We start from the raw sequence: 15,576 nt of genomic DNA, 5'->3' as shown, positions 1-15,576 counted from the left end.
TTTGTTATAATCTGATGCCAAGATAGTGATTAAATACTGCAAAAGTGGAGTAACAACTTTGGAAGCGCGCGTAATTGGTCTAGAAAAATTAGGGAAACACGACGTTGAACTTGTAGGTGGGAAAAACTCATCTTTAGGTGAAATGATCAGCCACCTATCAAATGCAGGTGTATCTGTACCAGGTGGCTTTGCTACTACAGCTCAAGCATATCGTGAATTTCTCGAGCAAAGTGGCCTAAACGCTAAAATCAATGCAGAGTTAAAAGTCCTCAATGTTGATGATGTAAATGCTCTTGCTGAAACAGGCGCGAAAATTCGCCAATGGATTGTAGATACCCCACTTACGGCAGAACTCGAACAAGAAGTTCGTAAAGCATTTGCAGAGCTTTCAAACGGCAACCCAGATATCGCGGTTGCCGTTCGTTCTTCAGCGACAGCAGAAGATTTACCAGATGCTTCTTTTGCAGGTCAACAAGAAACCTTCTTAAACATTCGCGGTATCGACAACGTATTGATCGCGATCAAAGAAGTATTTGCATCACTGTATAACGACCGTGCAATTTCTTACCGCGTACACCAAAATTTTGCGCATGATGTTGTGGCTTTATCTGCTGGTGTTCAGCGTATGGTCCGCTCTGAAACTGGTGCAGCGGGTGTAATGTTTACACTCGACACTGAATCAGGTTTCCGTGACGTAGTTTTCATCACTGCATCTTATGGTTTGGGGGAAATGGTTGTTCAAGGTGCAGTAAACCCTGACGAATTCTACCTCTCTAAACCCCTTTTAAATGCAGGCAAGCACGCTGTCCTCCGTCGTAATCTGGGTTCTAAACACCAAAAAATGATTTATGGCGAAGAAGCTTCTGCAGGTAAATCAGTTGTTGTGGTTGATGTTGAAAAACAAGAGCGTCAACAATTCGCATTAAACGACCACGAACTACAAGAACTTGCAAAACAAGCGCTGATCATTGAAAACCACTATGGTTCTCCAATGGACATCGAGTGGGCAAAAGATGGCGATGACGGTCAAATTTATATCGTTCAAGCGCGCCCTGAAACTGTGAAGAGCCGTGAAAACGTCGGCACTATGGAGCGCTATCTTTTAAAACAAAAAGGCACTGTGATTTGTGAAGGTCGTTCAATCGGTCAACGTATTGGTTCTGGTAAAGTCCGTATTGTTACGTCTATTAAAGAAATGGACAAAGTACAAGACGGTGACGTACTTGTATCTGACATGACTGACCCAGACTGGGAACCAGTAATGAAACGTGCGGCTGCAATTGTGACTAACCGTGGTGGTCGTACTTGCCACGCAGCGATTATTGCACGTGAATTGGGTGTTCCAGCAATCGTTGGTTGTGGTAATGCAACTGAAGTTCTAGTAGACGGTCAGGAAGTGACTGTTTCATGTGCGGAAGGTGATACAGGTTTCATCTACGAAGGTTCTTTAGATTTCGAGATTCAAACCAATTCAATCGAATCGATGCCAGAGCTTCCGTTCAAAGTAATGATGAACGTCGGTAACCCTGACCGCGCATTTGACTTTGCACAAATTCCAAATGAAGGGATTGGTCTTGCGCGTCTTGAGTTCATCATTAACCGTATGATCGGTGTTCACCCTAAAGCATTGTTGAACATTGACAGCTTGCCACGTGAAACACGTGCTGCGGTCATGGCACGTACTGCGGGTTATGCATCTCCAATCGAATTCTATGTTGAAAAACTGGTTGAAGGTATTTCTACCCTTGCTGCAGCATTTGCAGACAAACCTGTGATTGTTCGTATGTCTGACTTTAAGTCAAATGAATATGCAAACTTGATCGGTGGTAAATTATACGAGCCTGAAGAAGAAAACCCAATGTTGGGTTTCCGTGGTGCCAGCCGTTATGTCTCTGACAACTTCCGTGACTGCTTCGAATTAGAATGCCGCGCGTTGAAAAAAGCACGTGACGAAATGGGCTTAACCAATATTCAAATCATGATTCCTTTCGTACGTACTGTACATGAAGCGAAACGTGTAATTGAATTATTGGCGTTAAATGGTTTGAAACGTGGTGAAAATGGTCTGAAAGTGATCATGATGTGTGAGTTACCAACGAACGCATTATTGGCTGAACAGTTCCTTGAACACTTCGATGGCTTCTCTATTGGCTCAAACGACTTAACTCAGTTAACGCTTGGTCTAGACCGTGACTCAGGTATTGTATCTCACCTATTTGATGAGCGTGATCCAGCAGTAAAAGCACTTCTTTCTATGGCAATTCATGCATGCCGTAAAGCAGGTAAATATGTGGGTATTTGTGGTCAAGGCCCATCAGATCACCCAGATCTTGCGCAATGGCTTATGGAACAAGGTATCGAATCTGTATCACTTAACCCTGACTCAGTATTAGACACTTGGTTCTTCCTTGCAGAAGAAAAAGTTCAAAAAGCTTAACTTTTTGATGTGATAAAAAAAGACCCTTTCATGGGTCTTTTTTATGTCCACTCTTTCAACGTATCCGTACTAAAACAAGCATATTGATACAAAAACTTAGACTAAGTTTGGCACTCATGCAGCAACATTTTGATTGAGAAGAGATCGCATTGCGATAAAGCTAGAAGAAGCAGCATAATCCTTGCTACACTGTCCTGCATTTTGTGTAGTTTTGGTTAATTTCAGCTTGAAATTCTCTAGACTATCCGCATGTTTTATCATAGATTTTTTATTTGTTTTTAATCTGAAAACAAATACATTTATTATTTAAATATCCCAATTTATATTTTGAGATTAAGTTTATATGCAGATTTACTTGGCACGAAATAATCAACAAGCCGGTCCATATACCTTAGAGCAGTTGAATCAGATGCTCGCAAGCCAACAAGTTTTATTGACAGATTTAGTTTGGCATCAGGGTATGCCTGAATGGAAAGCTTTAGGTGAACTCACCCAAGGAAAACTGGCTTATGAACCTGTAGGTTATCAACCTCAGCCCCCTATTCCTGAGCCAATGCATACGCCAAATCAATTTTCACAACCAAACCGTACTGCGGCGAAAGTTGCTCAACCTGAACTGGCATCAATAGGCACACGCGTCTTAGCCAAAGTCATTGATTTACTTCTTTGGCTCCCTGCCGCTGCGATTCCCTCGTTCTTTTTACAAGCAGACAAATTTGGTGAACTCACTGAAATTCAGCAAAAAATGCAAGCGGCCACTACAGCAACTCAGGCCAGTGAACTACAAGCACAACTGTTCAGTTTGATTCCTACTGAAGCATGGACCACCATGGGAATTTACCTGCTGATTATGCTCGGTATCCAGGCCTTTTTCTTAGCAAAAAGTGGTCAAAGTATTGGCAAAAAAATTACCAAAATTAAAATTGTAGACGTAGAAACCAACGAAAAAGTCAGCCTTTTGCGTGTATTCACATTGCGCAGTGTTGTCTTTATTGTGCTCAATATGCTGTTCATGCCGTTTATTACCATCATCGATCACGTCTTTGGTTTAACTTCAAAGCGTCAAACTTTGCACGATAAGCTGGCGAAAACCAAGGTCATTAAGCAGTAATTTGACCATATTTAAGCTGAGGTTTGGCGCACCTCAGTTTTCCGCAGTTTATTGATATTCAAAATAAATCCATAAATAAATTATAAAATTCCGAGTGAAAAATCGGTTTTTATAACAGTCATTTAAAGCATCTTTACGTATAGCTTAGTTTGTCGATATGAGGCATAATGCCCTACAACGTAGCGGTGTCTTATGATTGAGAAGTGTTTTTAGACTTAAAAAGAAACTTTTCAATCATGCGACACTTTATTCGCTATCCCAATTTTATTAGGGAATGGGACTCTTCACCGAGGTTGTAAAATGAGACAAACGATTTTAGCTGTATTGTCTTTATCTGCGATCGCCGCGCTCTTAACTGGGTGTGGTGGTGATATGGTACTTCTAAACTCAAAAGGTCCAGTTGCACAAGGTCAATCTGACTTAATGATGACTGCGATCTATTTAATGCTATTGGTGGTTATTCCATCAGTCGTAATGGCATTATGGTTTGGTTGGAAATATCGCGCGTCGAATAAAGATGCAGACTATAAACCTACATGGGCACACTCTACTGCAATTGAAATTGTGGTTTGGGGTATTCCTGTCATTATTATTGGTATTCTGGCTTGGTTAACTTGGTGGGGTTCACACAAGTATGACCCTTACCGCCCACTCGAATCTGATAAAGCACCTGTAAATATTCAAGTCATTGCAGAACAGTTTAAATGGATCTTCATTTACCCTGATCTTAACATTGCGACGGTTAACGAAATTCGTTTCCCTGAAAAAACTCCAGTTGCACTTAAAATTACCTCTAACTTCACGATGAACTCGTTCTTCATCCCTGCGTTAGGTGGTCAAATTTATGCAATGGCAGGCATGCAAACGCACTTGAATTTGTTAGCAGATGGAACTAGCCCTGCTGAAGGCTACCGCGGTTTCTCTTCGAACTATTCAGGCTACGGCTTCTCGCAAATGCGCTTCCGTACTCACTCTGTAACTGACGCTCAATTCGCTGAATGGGTTGCTGCAGTTAAAGCAGGTAACGGTACAAGCATTAATCCTAAAGCTGTACAAAAAACAATTTTAGATCAAGCTGAATTTGAGTCTTTACGTGACGGTAACCGTGGTAAACACCAAATTGAAGTTTTGATTTCAAAAGCAAAAACTCCTGAAGAGAAGGCTGCTGCTGAGGCAATGAAGCCTTATCCAACTAAGCCACACCCTGTGACTTACTACTCTTCTGTAGAGGAAGGCTTGTTTAAGTCAGTCATCAGCAAATATATGAGCAACTATCACGGTGCTGATCACTCAGCGACTGCGGGTGCTCACGGGGCTGCTTCATCTGAAGCACATGCCGCTGTTGAACCTGCTTCATCAGTTGTAGGGGAATAAGACATGAGCTTCTTAGGTAAGTTAGGTCCGGACGTTATTCCGCACGATCCAATTGTACTGGTCACAGTTGCAATGATGATCTTAGGTGGTATCGCAGTTGTTGCTGGTATTACCTACTTTAAAAAATGGGGCTACTTGTGGAACGAATGGTTCACATCAGTCGACCATAAAAAAATTGGTATCATGTATCTTTTCGTATCGATCATCATGCTTTTGCGTGGTTTCGCCGATGCGATTATGATGCGTCTTCAACTGTTCCTTGCAAAAGGTGGCGGTGAAGGTTATTTACACCCAGAACACTACGATCAGATCTTCACCGCACACGGTGTAATCATGATCTTCTTCGTAGCAATGGGTCTAGTTGTTGGCTTAATGAACATCTCTGTACCACTTCAAATTGGTGCACGTGACGTTGCCTTCCCATTATTAAACTCTCTAAGCTTCTGGTTATTTGCTGGTGCTGCAGGCTTAATGATGGCATCTCTTGCAATTGGTGAATTCGCTGCAACAGGTTGGATGGCTTATCCTCCTCTTTCAGGTATCGAATACTCTCCAGGCGTGGGTGTGGACTACTATATCTGGGCACTTCAGATTTCAGGTTTAGGTACGCTATTAACGGGTGTTAACTTCTTCGTTACCATCATTAAAATGCGCGCGCCTGGTATGTCACTTATGGACATGCCGATCTTTACTTGGACATCTTTGTGTACAGCTGTATTGATCATTGCTTCATTCCCAGTGTTAACAGCAACAATTGCGATGTTAACGCTTGACCGTTACTTCGGTTTCCACTTCTTTACAAATGACATGGGTGGTAGCCCAATGTTGTATGTAAACTTGATTTGGACATGGGGTCACCCAGAAGTTTACATCTTAGTATTACCAGCATTTGGTATTTACTCTGAAGTTGTATCAACGTTCTCTCGTAAAACGTTGTTCGGTTACAAATCAATGGTGTATGCAACAATTGCGATCACAGTACTTGCGTTCGTAGTATGGCTTCACCACTTCTTCACCATGGGTGCTGGTGCGAACGTGAATGCGTTCTTCGGTATCATGACCATGGTTATTGCGATTCCTACTGGTGTGAAAATCTTCTCTTGGTTATTCACAATGTATAAGGGTCGTATCACCTTCACTACTCCTATGTTATGGACGCTTGGCTTCCTTGTAACATTCGGTATTGGCGGTTTAACTGGTGTATTAATGGCGGTTCCACCTGCGGACTTCCTTGTACACAACTCATTGTTCTTGATTGCTCACTTCCATAACGTAATTATCGGTGGTGTGGTGTTTGGTATGTTTGCCGGCATCATTTTCTACTGGCCGAAAATGTTTGGTTGGAAGCTCAATGAAGCATGGGGTAAAGCTGCGTTCTGGTTCTGGTTCTTCGGTTTCTACTTTGCATTCATGCCACTTTATATCCTTGGTTTCATGGGTATGACTCGTCGTTTGAATACATATGACAACCCTGAATGGGATCCGTACATTGCTATTGCATTCTTCGGTTCTGTGTTAGTCGCGATTGGTATTGCATGTTTCGTTATGCAGATTGTTGTTGGTTACTTACAACGCAACGACAACCTCGACCTTACAGGCGATCCATGGGATGGTCGTACACTTGAATGGGCGACCTCTTCTCCTGCTCCGTTCTACAACTTTGCTCACCTTCCAACAATCAATGGTATTGATACGTTCTGGAATGACAAAGAGAATGGCGTAGCGTATGCGAAACCTACTTCATACGAAGACATTCATATGCCAACGAATCGTGCTGCTGGTGTTGTGATTGCCATGTTCATTACTGTTATGGGCTTTGGTTTAATCTGGCATATCTGGTGGTTAGTTGTTGTGATGTTCATCGCTGCTATTATCAGCTTCATCGCATCTTCGTTTACGAAGAAAGTGGACTACTATGTTCCTGCTGCTGAAGTTGAGCGTATTGAAAATGAACGTTACGCGATTCTTGAAAAACATTTGAAGAAGGACTAAGACAATGGCTGACGTACTTCATCACGAAAACCACGGACACGATGAGCATCATCACCACGATGATACTGACATCACCGTCTTTGGTTTTTGGACTTATTTGATGAGTGACTTGATTCTATTCGGTACACTCTTCATTGCATTCGCTGTTTTAAGTAGCCATGTGCCTATGGGCACACCAAGTGCAAAAGAATTATTCGGTGAGTCTTTAGGTTTCGTTTTAACTGAAACTTTCGCTCTCTTGATCTCTTCTGTAACTTTTGGTTTTGCGGTTCTTGCTGCATACAAAAAGAACGTCAACCAAGTTTTAACTTGGTTAGCGATCACTTGGTTATTCGGTGCTTCATTCATCGGCATGGAACTATATGAGTTTAATCACTTAGTTCATGCTGGCCACGGTCCAAGCGTAAGTGCGTTTTTATCGTCGTTCTTTACTTTAGTAGGTACGCACGGTATTCACGTAACTTCAGGTTTGGTATGGATGATCATTTTGATGATTCAGATCAAGAAAAATGGTTTGACTCTTCCAAACACTCGTCGTCTTGCTTGCCTAAGCTTGTTCTGGCACTTCCTTGACATCGTTTGGATCTGTGTATTCAGCGTAGTTTACTTGATGGGAGTTCTATAATGAGTCACGATCATAACTCAGCTGGTGCTTCACACGGTAACACCAAGCAATACACGATCGGCTTTATCCTTTCAGTTATCCTGACCGTAATTCCATTCGGTATGGTAATGGCTGGTGGTTTTGGTCGCGGTATTGTTATGGCGGTTATCGCAATTACAGCGGTTGCTCAGGTTCTAGTTCAATTAGTTTACTTCTTGCACATGAACTCATCTTCAGAGCAACGTTGGAACGTGATTGCATTTATCTATACAGTACTTTGTATTGCTGTACTTCTAGTCGGCTCTGTATGGATTATGAACTACTTACACTACAACATGATGATCTAAACTGATCGTCATGTTGAAAAAGTATTTATTCCTGACTAAACCAGGAATTCTCTTTGGTAACTTCGTTACCACTCTGGGCGGCTTCTTTTTAGCCGCTCAGGGGTCTGTAGATTTCCTCCTTCTTCTCATCACCCTACTTGGTACAACACTGGTTGTTGCTTCTGGCTGTGTCGTCAATAACGTCATTGATCAAGATATTGATCAAAAGATGGAACGGACGATGAACCGTGCATTAGTTAAAAAAACCATCAGTCCTTCCGTAGCTTTGGCATTTTCTGCTGCGCTCGGAATATTAGGTTTCGCCCTGCTCTGGTTCTTTGTTAATGCTTATGCCTTTGGCTTTGCTGTACTTGGTTTTGTGGTTTATGTGATTTTTTATAGTCTATGGAGCAAACGCACATCCATTCACCAAACTGTGATTGGAAGTATTTCTGGTGCTAGTCCACCAGTGATCGGCTATACAGCTGTGACCAATGAATTTGATGTTGCCGCATTGTTGCTTTTCTTAGCATATGCACTTTGGCAAATGCCTCATTCATGGGGAATTGCGGTATACCGCTTTGACGACTATAAAAATGCAGGCATTCCAATTTTACCTGTAGCACGTTCAATTTTCCGCACGAAAGTTGAAAGCTTGATTTATGTCTTGCTGTTTGCTGCGGTGTTAAATGGTTTGTATTGTTTTGGCTATACCAATATGTTTTTTCTTATCACCTTTAACGCACTCTGTGCTTATTGGGTATATTTATCAATCATTGGTTTTAAAGCTGAAAATGATCAGGTTTGGGCAAAACGCTATTTCTTATATTCAGTGATTTTAATTACTGCATTAAGTTTTAGTTTTAGTTTTAGCTACGTCTCACCTGCGCCACATTTGCCGCTGTTTTAAAAAAGATAGAGTTCTCTCTATCTTTTTTATTTCAACTTATTCAATATTTAAGTCTAGTCTTTAAATTGTTACCATAGCAGACACAACAATAACTCATGCTCTGCAATGAAAATGCCATCACAATTTTTTAAAAAATCTATTTTTATTAGGGTCTGTTGACATTTCAAGTATAGAATTTACCCGATAAAGGTAGCCAAATAAATATACAAGCTAATGCAACTGCCCCCTCATAGCTACACTTTAGCTTATCATATCGTGTTGCTATTCCTCTGAACTGCTTTAACCTACAAAATGCATTCTCAACTAAGTGTCTGATTTTATATAAATACCAATCCATATGATCATTATTTGACTGAGTATTTGATTTTCTTGGAATATTCGCTTTAGTTTTTTTCACAGATATTTGTTCTCTTAATGATTCAGAGTCATATCCTTTGTCTGCACAACATACTTCCGTTTCACTCAAATCAAGTTTTTCAATCATTTTGGGAGCAATCTTGACATCATGTATCGTTCCATCGGAGATAATAATTTCGATTGGATTGCCATCCGCATCAACAGCTAAGTGTATTTTAGAACTATTTCCACCAATGCTTTTAGAAATATCCTGATCTTTTATTCCAGCAGAATGTTGGTGTGCCCGAACATGACTAGCATCAATAAAAACCCATTCCATATCAGCATTTGAAGAAATTAATTTAAATATTTTCATTAACTTATCATTTTTACACCAACGATTATATTTTTTAAAGATTGAGTTATACGAACCAAATTCTTTAGGCAAATCACGCCATGGGCAGCCTGTTCTTATTCTATAAAGTATTGCTTCGACAAAATTTCTCAAATTAGATTTGAAATAGATATCAAAATTTCGGAAAATAGAAAGTAACTTAGACCAGTGTTGATCATTCAGCATTGTACGAGGCATAGCGAGAAGTAAATTTGGTTTGGCGATTAAATTTTACTTTCTCGCTATTTTTTTGAACAGAAAATGTCAACAGGCCCTAGTCTGTTCCCTATTAGCCTTGTTTATAGCACGCACAGTTTTTCTGGTTTCGATGTTTCTTGCTATCCATCGACCAACATTCAAACCAATGCCTATACAGCTTGTGACAATTTGCCTGCACTCACACCCGCCAATGACAATCAAACCAATATGCTCTTACTTCTGAGCGACATGGGTTTGGCCAAATTGAATTTCAATCAGCCAAATAATCCGCTTTGGGAAACTGAATATAGCAACGTACCATTTGCGGCTAAAACATTGTTTGAAAGCGTAACCAATAAACGACCGAATGCCCGATTAAAACCAAACAATGAAAAGACGCCTTACCAAGAACATTGTAGTAGCCTAGACAATGGTGCGGATCAATTTACCCAGCAGGTGAAAGCCGACAAAAATCTCAGCAAAGCGGAAAAAGATTTACTGATTCAAGAAAGACAGAATATCTCGGCCTGTGACCGTGATCTTGCACTCATTCAAGTCAATCCAAACTGGTCTATACAAGCACGTCAGTATGCGTCTTATTTAAATGCAACCATTGCCTTTTACAACAGTAACTTTTCCACAGCTACTAAAATTTACTCAGTATTAACTACGGTTGATCAGCCTTGGATCAAAGAAACATCGCAATATATGTTGATCCGTAGCAGCCTCAATGACAGCTATCAGTCGGGTGTCGGTAAATATGGCGACTTAAAAATCGATAAAGTAGATCAGACTTTACTCAAAAACACCTATGAGCATATCACTACCTACTTCAAACGCTTTCCTGAGGGAAAATATGCGGCAAGTGCACGCGGTTTACTACGTCGTTGTTATTGGCTGAGTGGAAATACCGAACTCCTGACCAACGAACTCGCATGGCAAATCAATCATCCTGATTCCAAATACTATAATTTAGAGCTCGATAATCTAGTCTTTGAAATGGATCGCCATGTATTTCAAAGCCGCTCATTCAATGCAAAAAATCTAAAAGATCCCTTCTTTCTGGCTATTTCAGATTTAATGCAAATGCGTCAGGCAACATCGGCAGAAGATAAAGTCTTAAGCTGGTCTGAACTCAACAACCAAAAAACACTATTTAAGAGTCAGCCAGAACTGTTCCAATACCTACAAGCCAATCACTTATTCTTTGTGCAGAACAAACCAGCCGAAGCTTTAAAATATTTGACAGAACATTCCTCTAATGCAATCAAGAGTTACCTTCAACTCAGTCAAATATTGTTAAAAGGTCGTATTTTAGAGAAACTCGGACAAACTCAAAATGCGCAACAATATTGGGAAGGTTGGCTTAGTCAATCGAAAGAAGTTGAACAACGTGGCTTATTTGAGCTGATGTTATATCCACATTATGCCCAACAGCAAAGTGCGAACCTATTCATCGGTTCAGATGCTAAAATCAAGCAAGCTTCATTGCAAAAAAGCTTTATTGAAAATGAAGCCAATGAAAAAAGCTTAATGCAAATTGTACAGAGCAAAGCATCAAATACAGATCAAAAAAATTTAGCCTTATATAAAACTTTGCAAAAATCATTGGTGCATCAGAACTTTAAACTGTTTAATCAAGCCTTTGTACTGCTACCACAAGATGTCGCGAAGTATAAATATGACTCAGAAACATATAAAAATTATAAAAACCAACCGCCTTTCAGTGATTTCATTTGGGTAGGAACAAAAATCACGCCACAGATTCAATGCCCCGATTTATTCAGCCTGACTCAAAAACTTGAAAATTCATCTCAAGATTTAAAGCTCCGACTTTGTTTGGGCGAATATGCACGCTCGACTCAAGGCTACAACATAAGCTATGTCACCGCTTTAGAAAAAGAAACTTCCAGCTTTCAAGGTGCAATTTTTGCCCGTGGTCAAGTGTATAAAGACATCATCAAATCCAGTTCTGTACCCGATTTAAAAGCTTATGCGCTTTATCGCTCAATCATGTGTTATTCACCAAGCGGGATGAATGACTGTCAGGATGCAGAAGTTGAAAAATCCACCCGAAAACAATGGTTCGACCACATTAAACGCGACTATCCAAGTACCTCTTGGGCACAATCTTTAAAGTATTACTGGTAAGACATATATGTTGAAGCAGATTTTTTCCGTTGTTATGACGCTGATCTGTATGCTCAGCATCATGGCTTGTCAGCCGAGTCAGTCAGCTTCAACATCTGGTCAGGTAAATGCCGAAGACTATGATGCATTTTGGATTTGGGGCAATATTTCATCTGCCCCTTACCTAAATGCGGCTAAAGAACTTTATATTTTACAAGGTGAAATCCGTTTAGATTCCCAAACACATCACTCTAAGCTCATACCGCAAGGCGTAAGCGTCTTAACAATTCCTCAGCAAAAGGTGTGGCTGGTTTTTCGTAATTATCATTTAGACTGGCAAGGCCAAGAGCTTACACAAATTTTAAAACGCGTTCAGCAATGGGAAAATGCAGGGAATCATATTCAAGGCATACAAATTGATTTCGATGCCAAAACCAGACATATCCACCAATATGCCCTATTCTTAAGTCAATTAAGAAAACAATTACCGCAGCACTATCAACTCAGTATCACGGGTTTAATGGACTGGACCAATGTGACAAACCAAGAGACTTTAAACCTCCTGAATAACACCATCGATGAGTTGGTCATTCAAACCTATCAAGGTTCAACCACCATACCCAACTATGCAGCTTATCTAAAAAAAGTTTCAGCACTAAAACTGCCTTATAAAATTGGCATTGTTCAATATGGTGAGTGGCATAGACCGCCCAAGCTTGAAAATGATCCGAACTTTAAAGGCTATGTCGTCTTCCTTTTACGCTCAAAACCTCAAAATAATTAGGGCTTTTTAAGAGAAGTTCTTGAATTTGGCGAGCAAAGTCTCTAGAATTCCCCCTTCGCATCTAATGCGACACAACCTAGGTTGTGACTCCTTGCTTCTAACAACTTTTTTGTTAGGGGCTGTTTAAACCGTAAGGAGCTGACAATGCGTCATTACGAAATCGTACTTTTAGTACACCCTGATCAAAGCGATCAAGTCGTTGGTATGGTAGAACGCTACCTAACTCACATCAAAGAAGCTGAAGGTCAAATTCACCGTCTTGAAGACTGGGGCCGTCGTCAATTGGCTTACCCAATCAACAAGATCCACAAAGCTCACTACATTCTTATGAATGTTGAGTGTGGTCAAACTACTCTTGATGAGTTAGAAGAATTGTTCCGTTACAACGATGCAATTATTCGTAGCCTTATCATCCGTCGTGAGAACGCTATCACTGAAGAGTCACTATTGGCTAAGAGTGCTGAAGAAAAACGTGCGCGTAAAGCTCAACGTGAAGAAGCACAACAAGCTCAAGACTCTGCTGAAGCATAAGGAGAACATCAATGGCACGTTTTTACCGTCGTCGCAAGTTCTGCCGCTTTACAGCTGAGAACGTTACGTACATCGACTACAAAGATATCGACACTTTAAAACAGTACATCACTGAAAACGGCAAGATTGTTCCTAGCCGTATTACAGGTACTAAAGCTCGTTACCAACGTCAATTAGCGCTTGCTATTAAACAAGCTCGCTACTTGTCTTTGATCCCTTACACTGACAATCATAAGTGAGGTTGAGCTGTGGATATTATCTTATTACAACGCATTAAAAACCTTGGTAAATTAGGCGATAAAGTTTCAGTTAAAGCTGGTTACGGCCGCAACTACCTTATCCCTCAAGGTCAAGCAGTAGCAGCTACTGAAGCTAACACTGCTGCTTTTGAAGCTCGTCGCGCTGAACTTGAGAAAGCTGAAGCTGATGTTTTAGCTGCTGCTCAAGCACGTGCTAGCCAATTAGACGAAGTTAACATCGTAATCACTGCGAAAGCTGGTGACGAAGGTAAACTATTCGGTTCTATCGGTACTCGTGATATCGCTGACGCGTTAACAAATGCTGGTCTTGAAGTTGACCGTGCAGAAGTTCGTTTACCGAACGGTGCACTTCGTCACACTGGCGAATTCAACATCGCAATCCAATTGCACCATGATGTTGTTGCTGAAGTTCTCGTTACTATCGTATCTGAGTAATTTCTTGCAAAAAAAAGAGCATGCTTTTGCATGCTCTTTTTTTATCTCTATGAAAAAGTAGTTTCATCCCTCAGCTTAAAACATCATCAGTCTGCCCCGTAAAATGCCAAATTTGAATATTATGGGTTTTATCCATAAGCCTTGAATTCAGCACACAGCAGCTGCATTTTTTGATAAAGTGCATAGAGTTAAATGGCTGTAATTTTTTCCAAATTTACAGTGAAATTTATCTTAAGTTATCCCTCTTACTGTATTAAAAATCAGGGCGTTATATGTCACAGGCGAATGCCACTGCTCAAAAGAGCTCATCGAAACAAGACAATAAACCGAATGAGTCAGGGCAACTGAAAGAATTCCGTACACCTCCGCATAACTTAGCATTGGAACAAGCCGTACTTGCCGCTTTAATGACGGTTGCTGAATCCTTTGAACAAGTTGGCGATGTACTGACTGAAAATGACTTTTATGCGACGCGTCATAAATATATTTTTCGCGCCATTGCGCAACTCTCCAAAGACAGCTCACCCTATGATGCGGTTTTAGTCAATGACTGGCTCACCACACAAAACCTACTCGATGCGGTTGGTGGTGAAGAGTACCTGATGCAATTGATGGCAGACTCCCCGTCTAGTTTCTATAACATGGAAACTTATGCCACTAAAATCAAAGAATTTTCGACTTTACGCAGCATGATTAAAGTCAGCTCTGAAATTTTACAAAATGCCTATGACACCAAAGGTCGTAGTGTCAGTGAAATTTTAGATTTAGCAGAAACTAATATTTTCTCGATTGCAGAACAACATAATAATAATGCCAAAGCACAAGGCCCAAAACCGATTGCGAGTGTGACTGCAGACCTAATCACTAAACTTGATGAGCTATCGCAAATGGAAGGTAGCATCACAGGTTTAACTACAGGTTTCCTTGAACTCGACAATAAAACATCAGGCATGCAAGCGGGTGACATGATTATTGTCGCTGCCCGTCCATCAATGGGTAAAACTACACTTGCAATGAATTTAGTTGAAAGTGTCTTATTTAACAATAACCTACCCGCTCTTGTTTTTTCCATGGAGATGCCCGCCGATTCAATTGCTATGCGTTTAATTTCTTCTTGGGGGCGCGTACATCAAGGACATTTACGCTCAGGTAAAATGGATGGTGATGAATGGTCTAAAGTCACGGGTACTATTCTACAACTTCAAGATAAGCATCTATATATTGATGATTCTTCTGCGCTTCCACCTACAGAATTACGTGCACGTGCGCGCCGGATTGCAAAGCAACATGGTGGAAAACTGGGTTGTATTATGGTCGACTATTTACAGCTAATGAAAGTACCAGGCATGGGGGATAACCGTGTCGGTGAAATTGGTGAAATTTCACGAAGTTTAAAAGCACTAGCCAAAGAAATGAGTTGTCCCGTCATTGCATTGTCTCAGCTTAACCGTTCCCTCGAAAATCGTCCAAATAAACGTCCCGTGATGTCAGACTTACGTGAATCCGGTGCGATCGAGCAGGACGCCGACTTAATCATGTTTATTTACCGTGACGAAGTCTATAACAAAGAGTCCAAAGAAGCGGGCACTGCCGAAATTATTATTGGTAAACAACGTAACGGCCCTATTGGTACCGTTCGACTTGCTTTTGAAGGCCAATACACCCGCTTTAGCAACTTATCCCCTGAGTTTTATGCTCAGTACGATGATGAGGAATAATTAAAGCCTCATCGTCGCCTTTCCATGACCCTGTAG

Annotated in this window: 14 protein-coding genes; 13 read left to right on the top strand and 1 reads right to left on the bottom strand. The window is 40.8% G+C overall.

Annotated features, from left to right (window positions below; genetic code table 11):
* Positions 1-58: 58 nt before the first annotated feature.
* The 7 genes from ppsA to cyoE all read left to right on the top strand — a co-directional run bounded on the left by ppsA (position 59) and on the right by cyoE (position 8,754).
* A complete protein-coding gene (gene ppsA, locus AC4CU3_RS15515) occupies positions 59-2,437 on the top strand; it encodes a phosphoenolpyruvate synthase (protein WP_062033001.1) in 2,379 nt (792 codons plus the stop codon).
* A 343-nt stretch (positions 2,438-2,780) separates the two neighbouring features.
* Positions 2,781-3,548 carry an RDD family protein gene (locus AC4CU3_RS15510; RefSeq protein ID WP_236770226.1) on the top strand — a complete coding sequence of 256 codons (768 nt, stop codon included), beginning with the start codon at positions 2,781-2,783 and terminating at the stop codon, positions 3,546-3,548.
* A 300-nt stretch (positions 3,549-3,848) separates the two neighbouring features.
* Positions 3,849-4,922: a ubiquinol oxidase subunit II gene (gene cyoA / locus AC4CU3_RS15505; protein ID WP_125280496.1), complete on the top strand. Its 1,074-nt coding sequence runs from the start codon at positions 3,849-3,851 to the stop codon at positions 4,920-4,922.
* Between the two features lie 3 nt (positions 4,923-4,925).
* Positions 4,926-6,914 carry a cytochrome o ubiquinol oxidase subunit I gene (gene cyoB / locus AC4CU3_RS15500; protein WP_004982033.1) on the top strand — a complete coding sequence of 663 codons (1,989 nt, stop codon included), beginning with the start codon at positions 4,926-4,928 and terminating at the stop codon, positions 6,912-6,914.
* A 4-nt stretch (positions 6,915-6,918) separates the two neighbouring features.
* Positions 6,919-7,539, top strand: a complete 621-nt coding sequence (gene cyoC, locus AC4CU3_RS15495; RefSeq protein WP_004696446.1) for a cytochrome o ubiquinol oxidase subunit III — start codon at positions 6,919-6,921, stop codon at positions 7,537-7,539.
* A complete protein-coding gene (locus AC4CU3_RS15490; RefSeq protein ID WP_026056475.1) occupies positions 7,536-7,865 on the top strand; it encodes a cytochrome o ubiquinol oxidase subunit IV in 330 nt (109 codons plus the stop codon). Before cyoC ends, AC4CU3_RS15490 begins: the two co-directional genes overlap by 4 nt.
* 10 nt (positions 7,866-7,875) lie before the next feature.
* Positions 7,876-8,754 carry a heme o synthase gene (gene cyoE / locus AC4CU3_RS15485; RefSeq protein WP_004982036.1) on the top strand — a complete coding sequence of 293 codons (879 nt, stop codon included), beginning with the start codon at positions 7,876-7,878 and terminating at the stop codon, positions 8,752-8,754.
* A 163-nt stretch (positions 8,755-8,917) separates the two neighbouring features.
* Here the strand turns inward: cyoE and AC4CU3_RS15480 are convergent, their stop codons facing one another.
* On the bottom strand, positions 8,918-9,682 hold the full coding sequence (locus AC4CU3_RS15480; protein WP_078426309.1) for an IS5 family transposase: 765 nt from the start codon (positions 9,680-9,682) through the stop codon (positions 8,918-8,920).
* A gap of 63 nt (positions 9,683-9,745) precedes the next feature.
* Here AC4CU3_RS15480 and AC4CU3_RS15475 point away from each other — a divergent pair, with 63 nt between their 5' ends.
* The 6 genes from AC4CU3_RS15475 to dnaB all read left to right on the top strand — a co-directional run bounded on the left by AC4CU3_RS15475 (position 9,746) and on the right by dnaB (position 15,540).
* On the top strand, positions 9,746-11,833 hold the full coding sequence (locus AC4CU3_RS15475) for a PA5441 family protein (RefSeq protein ID WP_279043081.1): 2,088 nt from the start codon (positions 9,746-9,748) through the stop codon (positions 11,831-11,833).
* A gap of 7 nt (positions 11,834-11,840) precedes the next feature.
* Complete coding sequence (locus AC4CU3_RS15470) at positions 11,841-12,596, top strand: DUF3142 domain-containing protein (protein ID WP_279043079.1); 756 nt, start codon at positions 11,841-11,843, stop codon at positions 12,594-12,596.
* 144 nt (positions 12,597-12,740) lie between these two features.
* Complete coding sequence (rpsF, locus tag AC4CU3_RS15465; protein ID WP_004696436.1) at positions 12,741-13,127, top strand: 30S ribosomal protein S6; 387 nt, start codon at positions 12,741-12,743, stop codon at positions 13,125-13,127.
* Positions 13,128-13,138: 11 nt separating this feature from the next.
* Entirely contained in the window at positions 13,139-13,366 is a 228-nt protein-coding gene (gene rpsR, locus AC4CU3_RS15460; RefSeq protein ID WP_004278792.1) for a 30S ribosomal protein S18, read from the top strand.
* A gap of 9 nt (positions 13,367-13,375) precedes the next feature.
* A complete protein-coding gene (gene rplI / locus AC4CU3_RS15455) occupies positions 13,376-13,822 on the top strand; it encodes a 50S ribosomal protein L9 (RefSeq protein WP_004696433.1) in 447 nt (148 codons plus the stop codon).
* Positions 13,823-14,094: 272 nt separating this feature from the next.
* Positions 14,095-15,540 carry a replicative DNA helicase gene (gene dnaB, locus AC4CU3_RS15450; RefSeq protein ID WP_279043076.1) on the top strand — a complete coding sequence of 482 codons (1,446 nt, stop codon included), beginning with the start codon at positions 14,095-14,097 and terminating at the stop codon, positions 15,538-15,540.
* The last annotated feature ends 36 nt before the right edge of the window (positions 15,541-15,576 follow it).

This window comes from Acinetobacter sp. 802_lipA (genome assembly GCF_058242885.1).
Note: the sequence above shows the minus strand (reverse complement) of the source record. Positions and strands in the feature narration are given on the sequence as shown.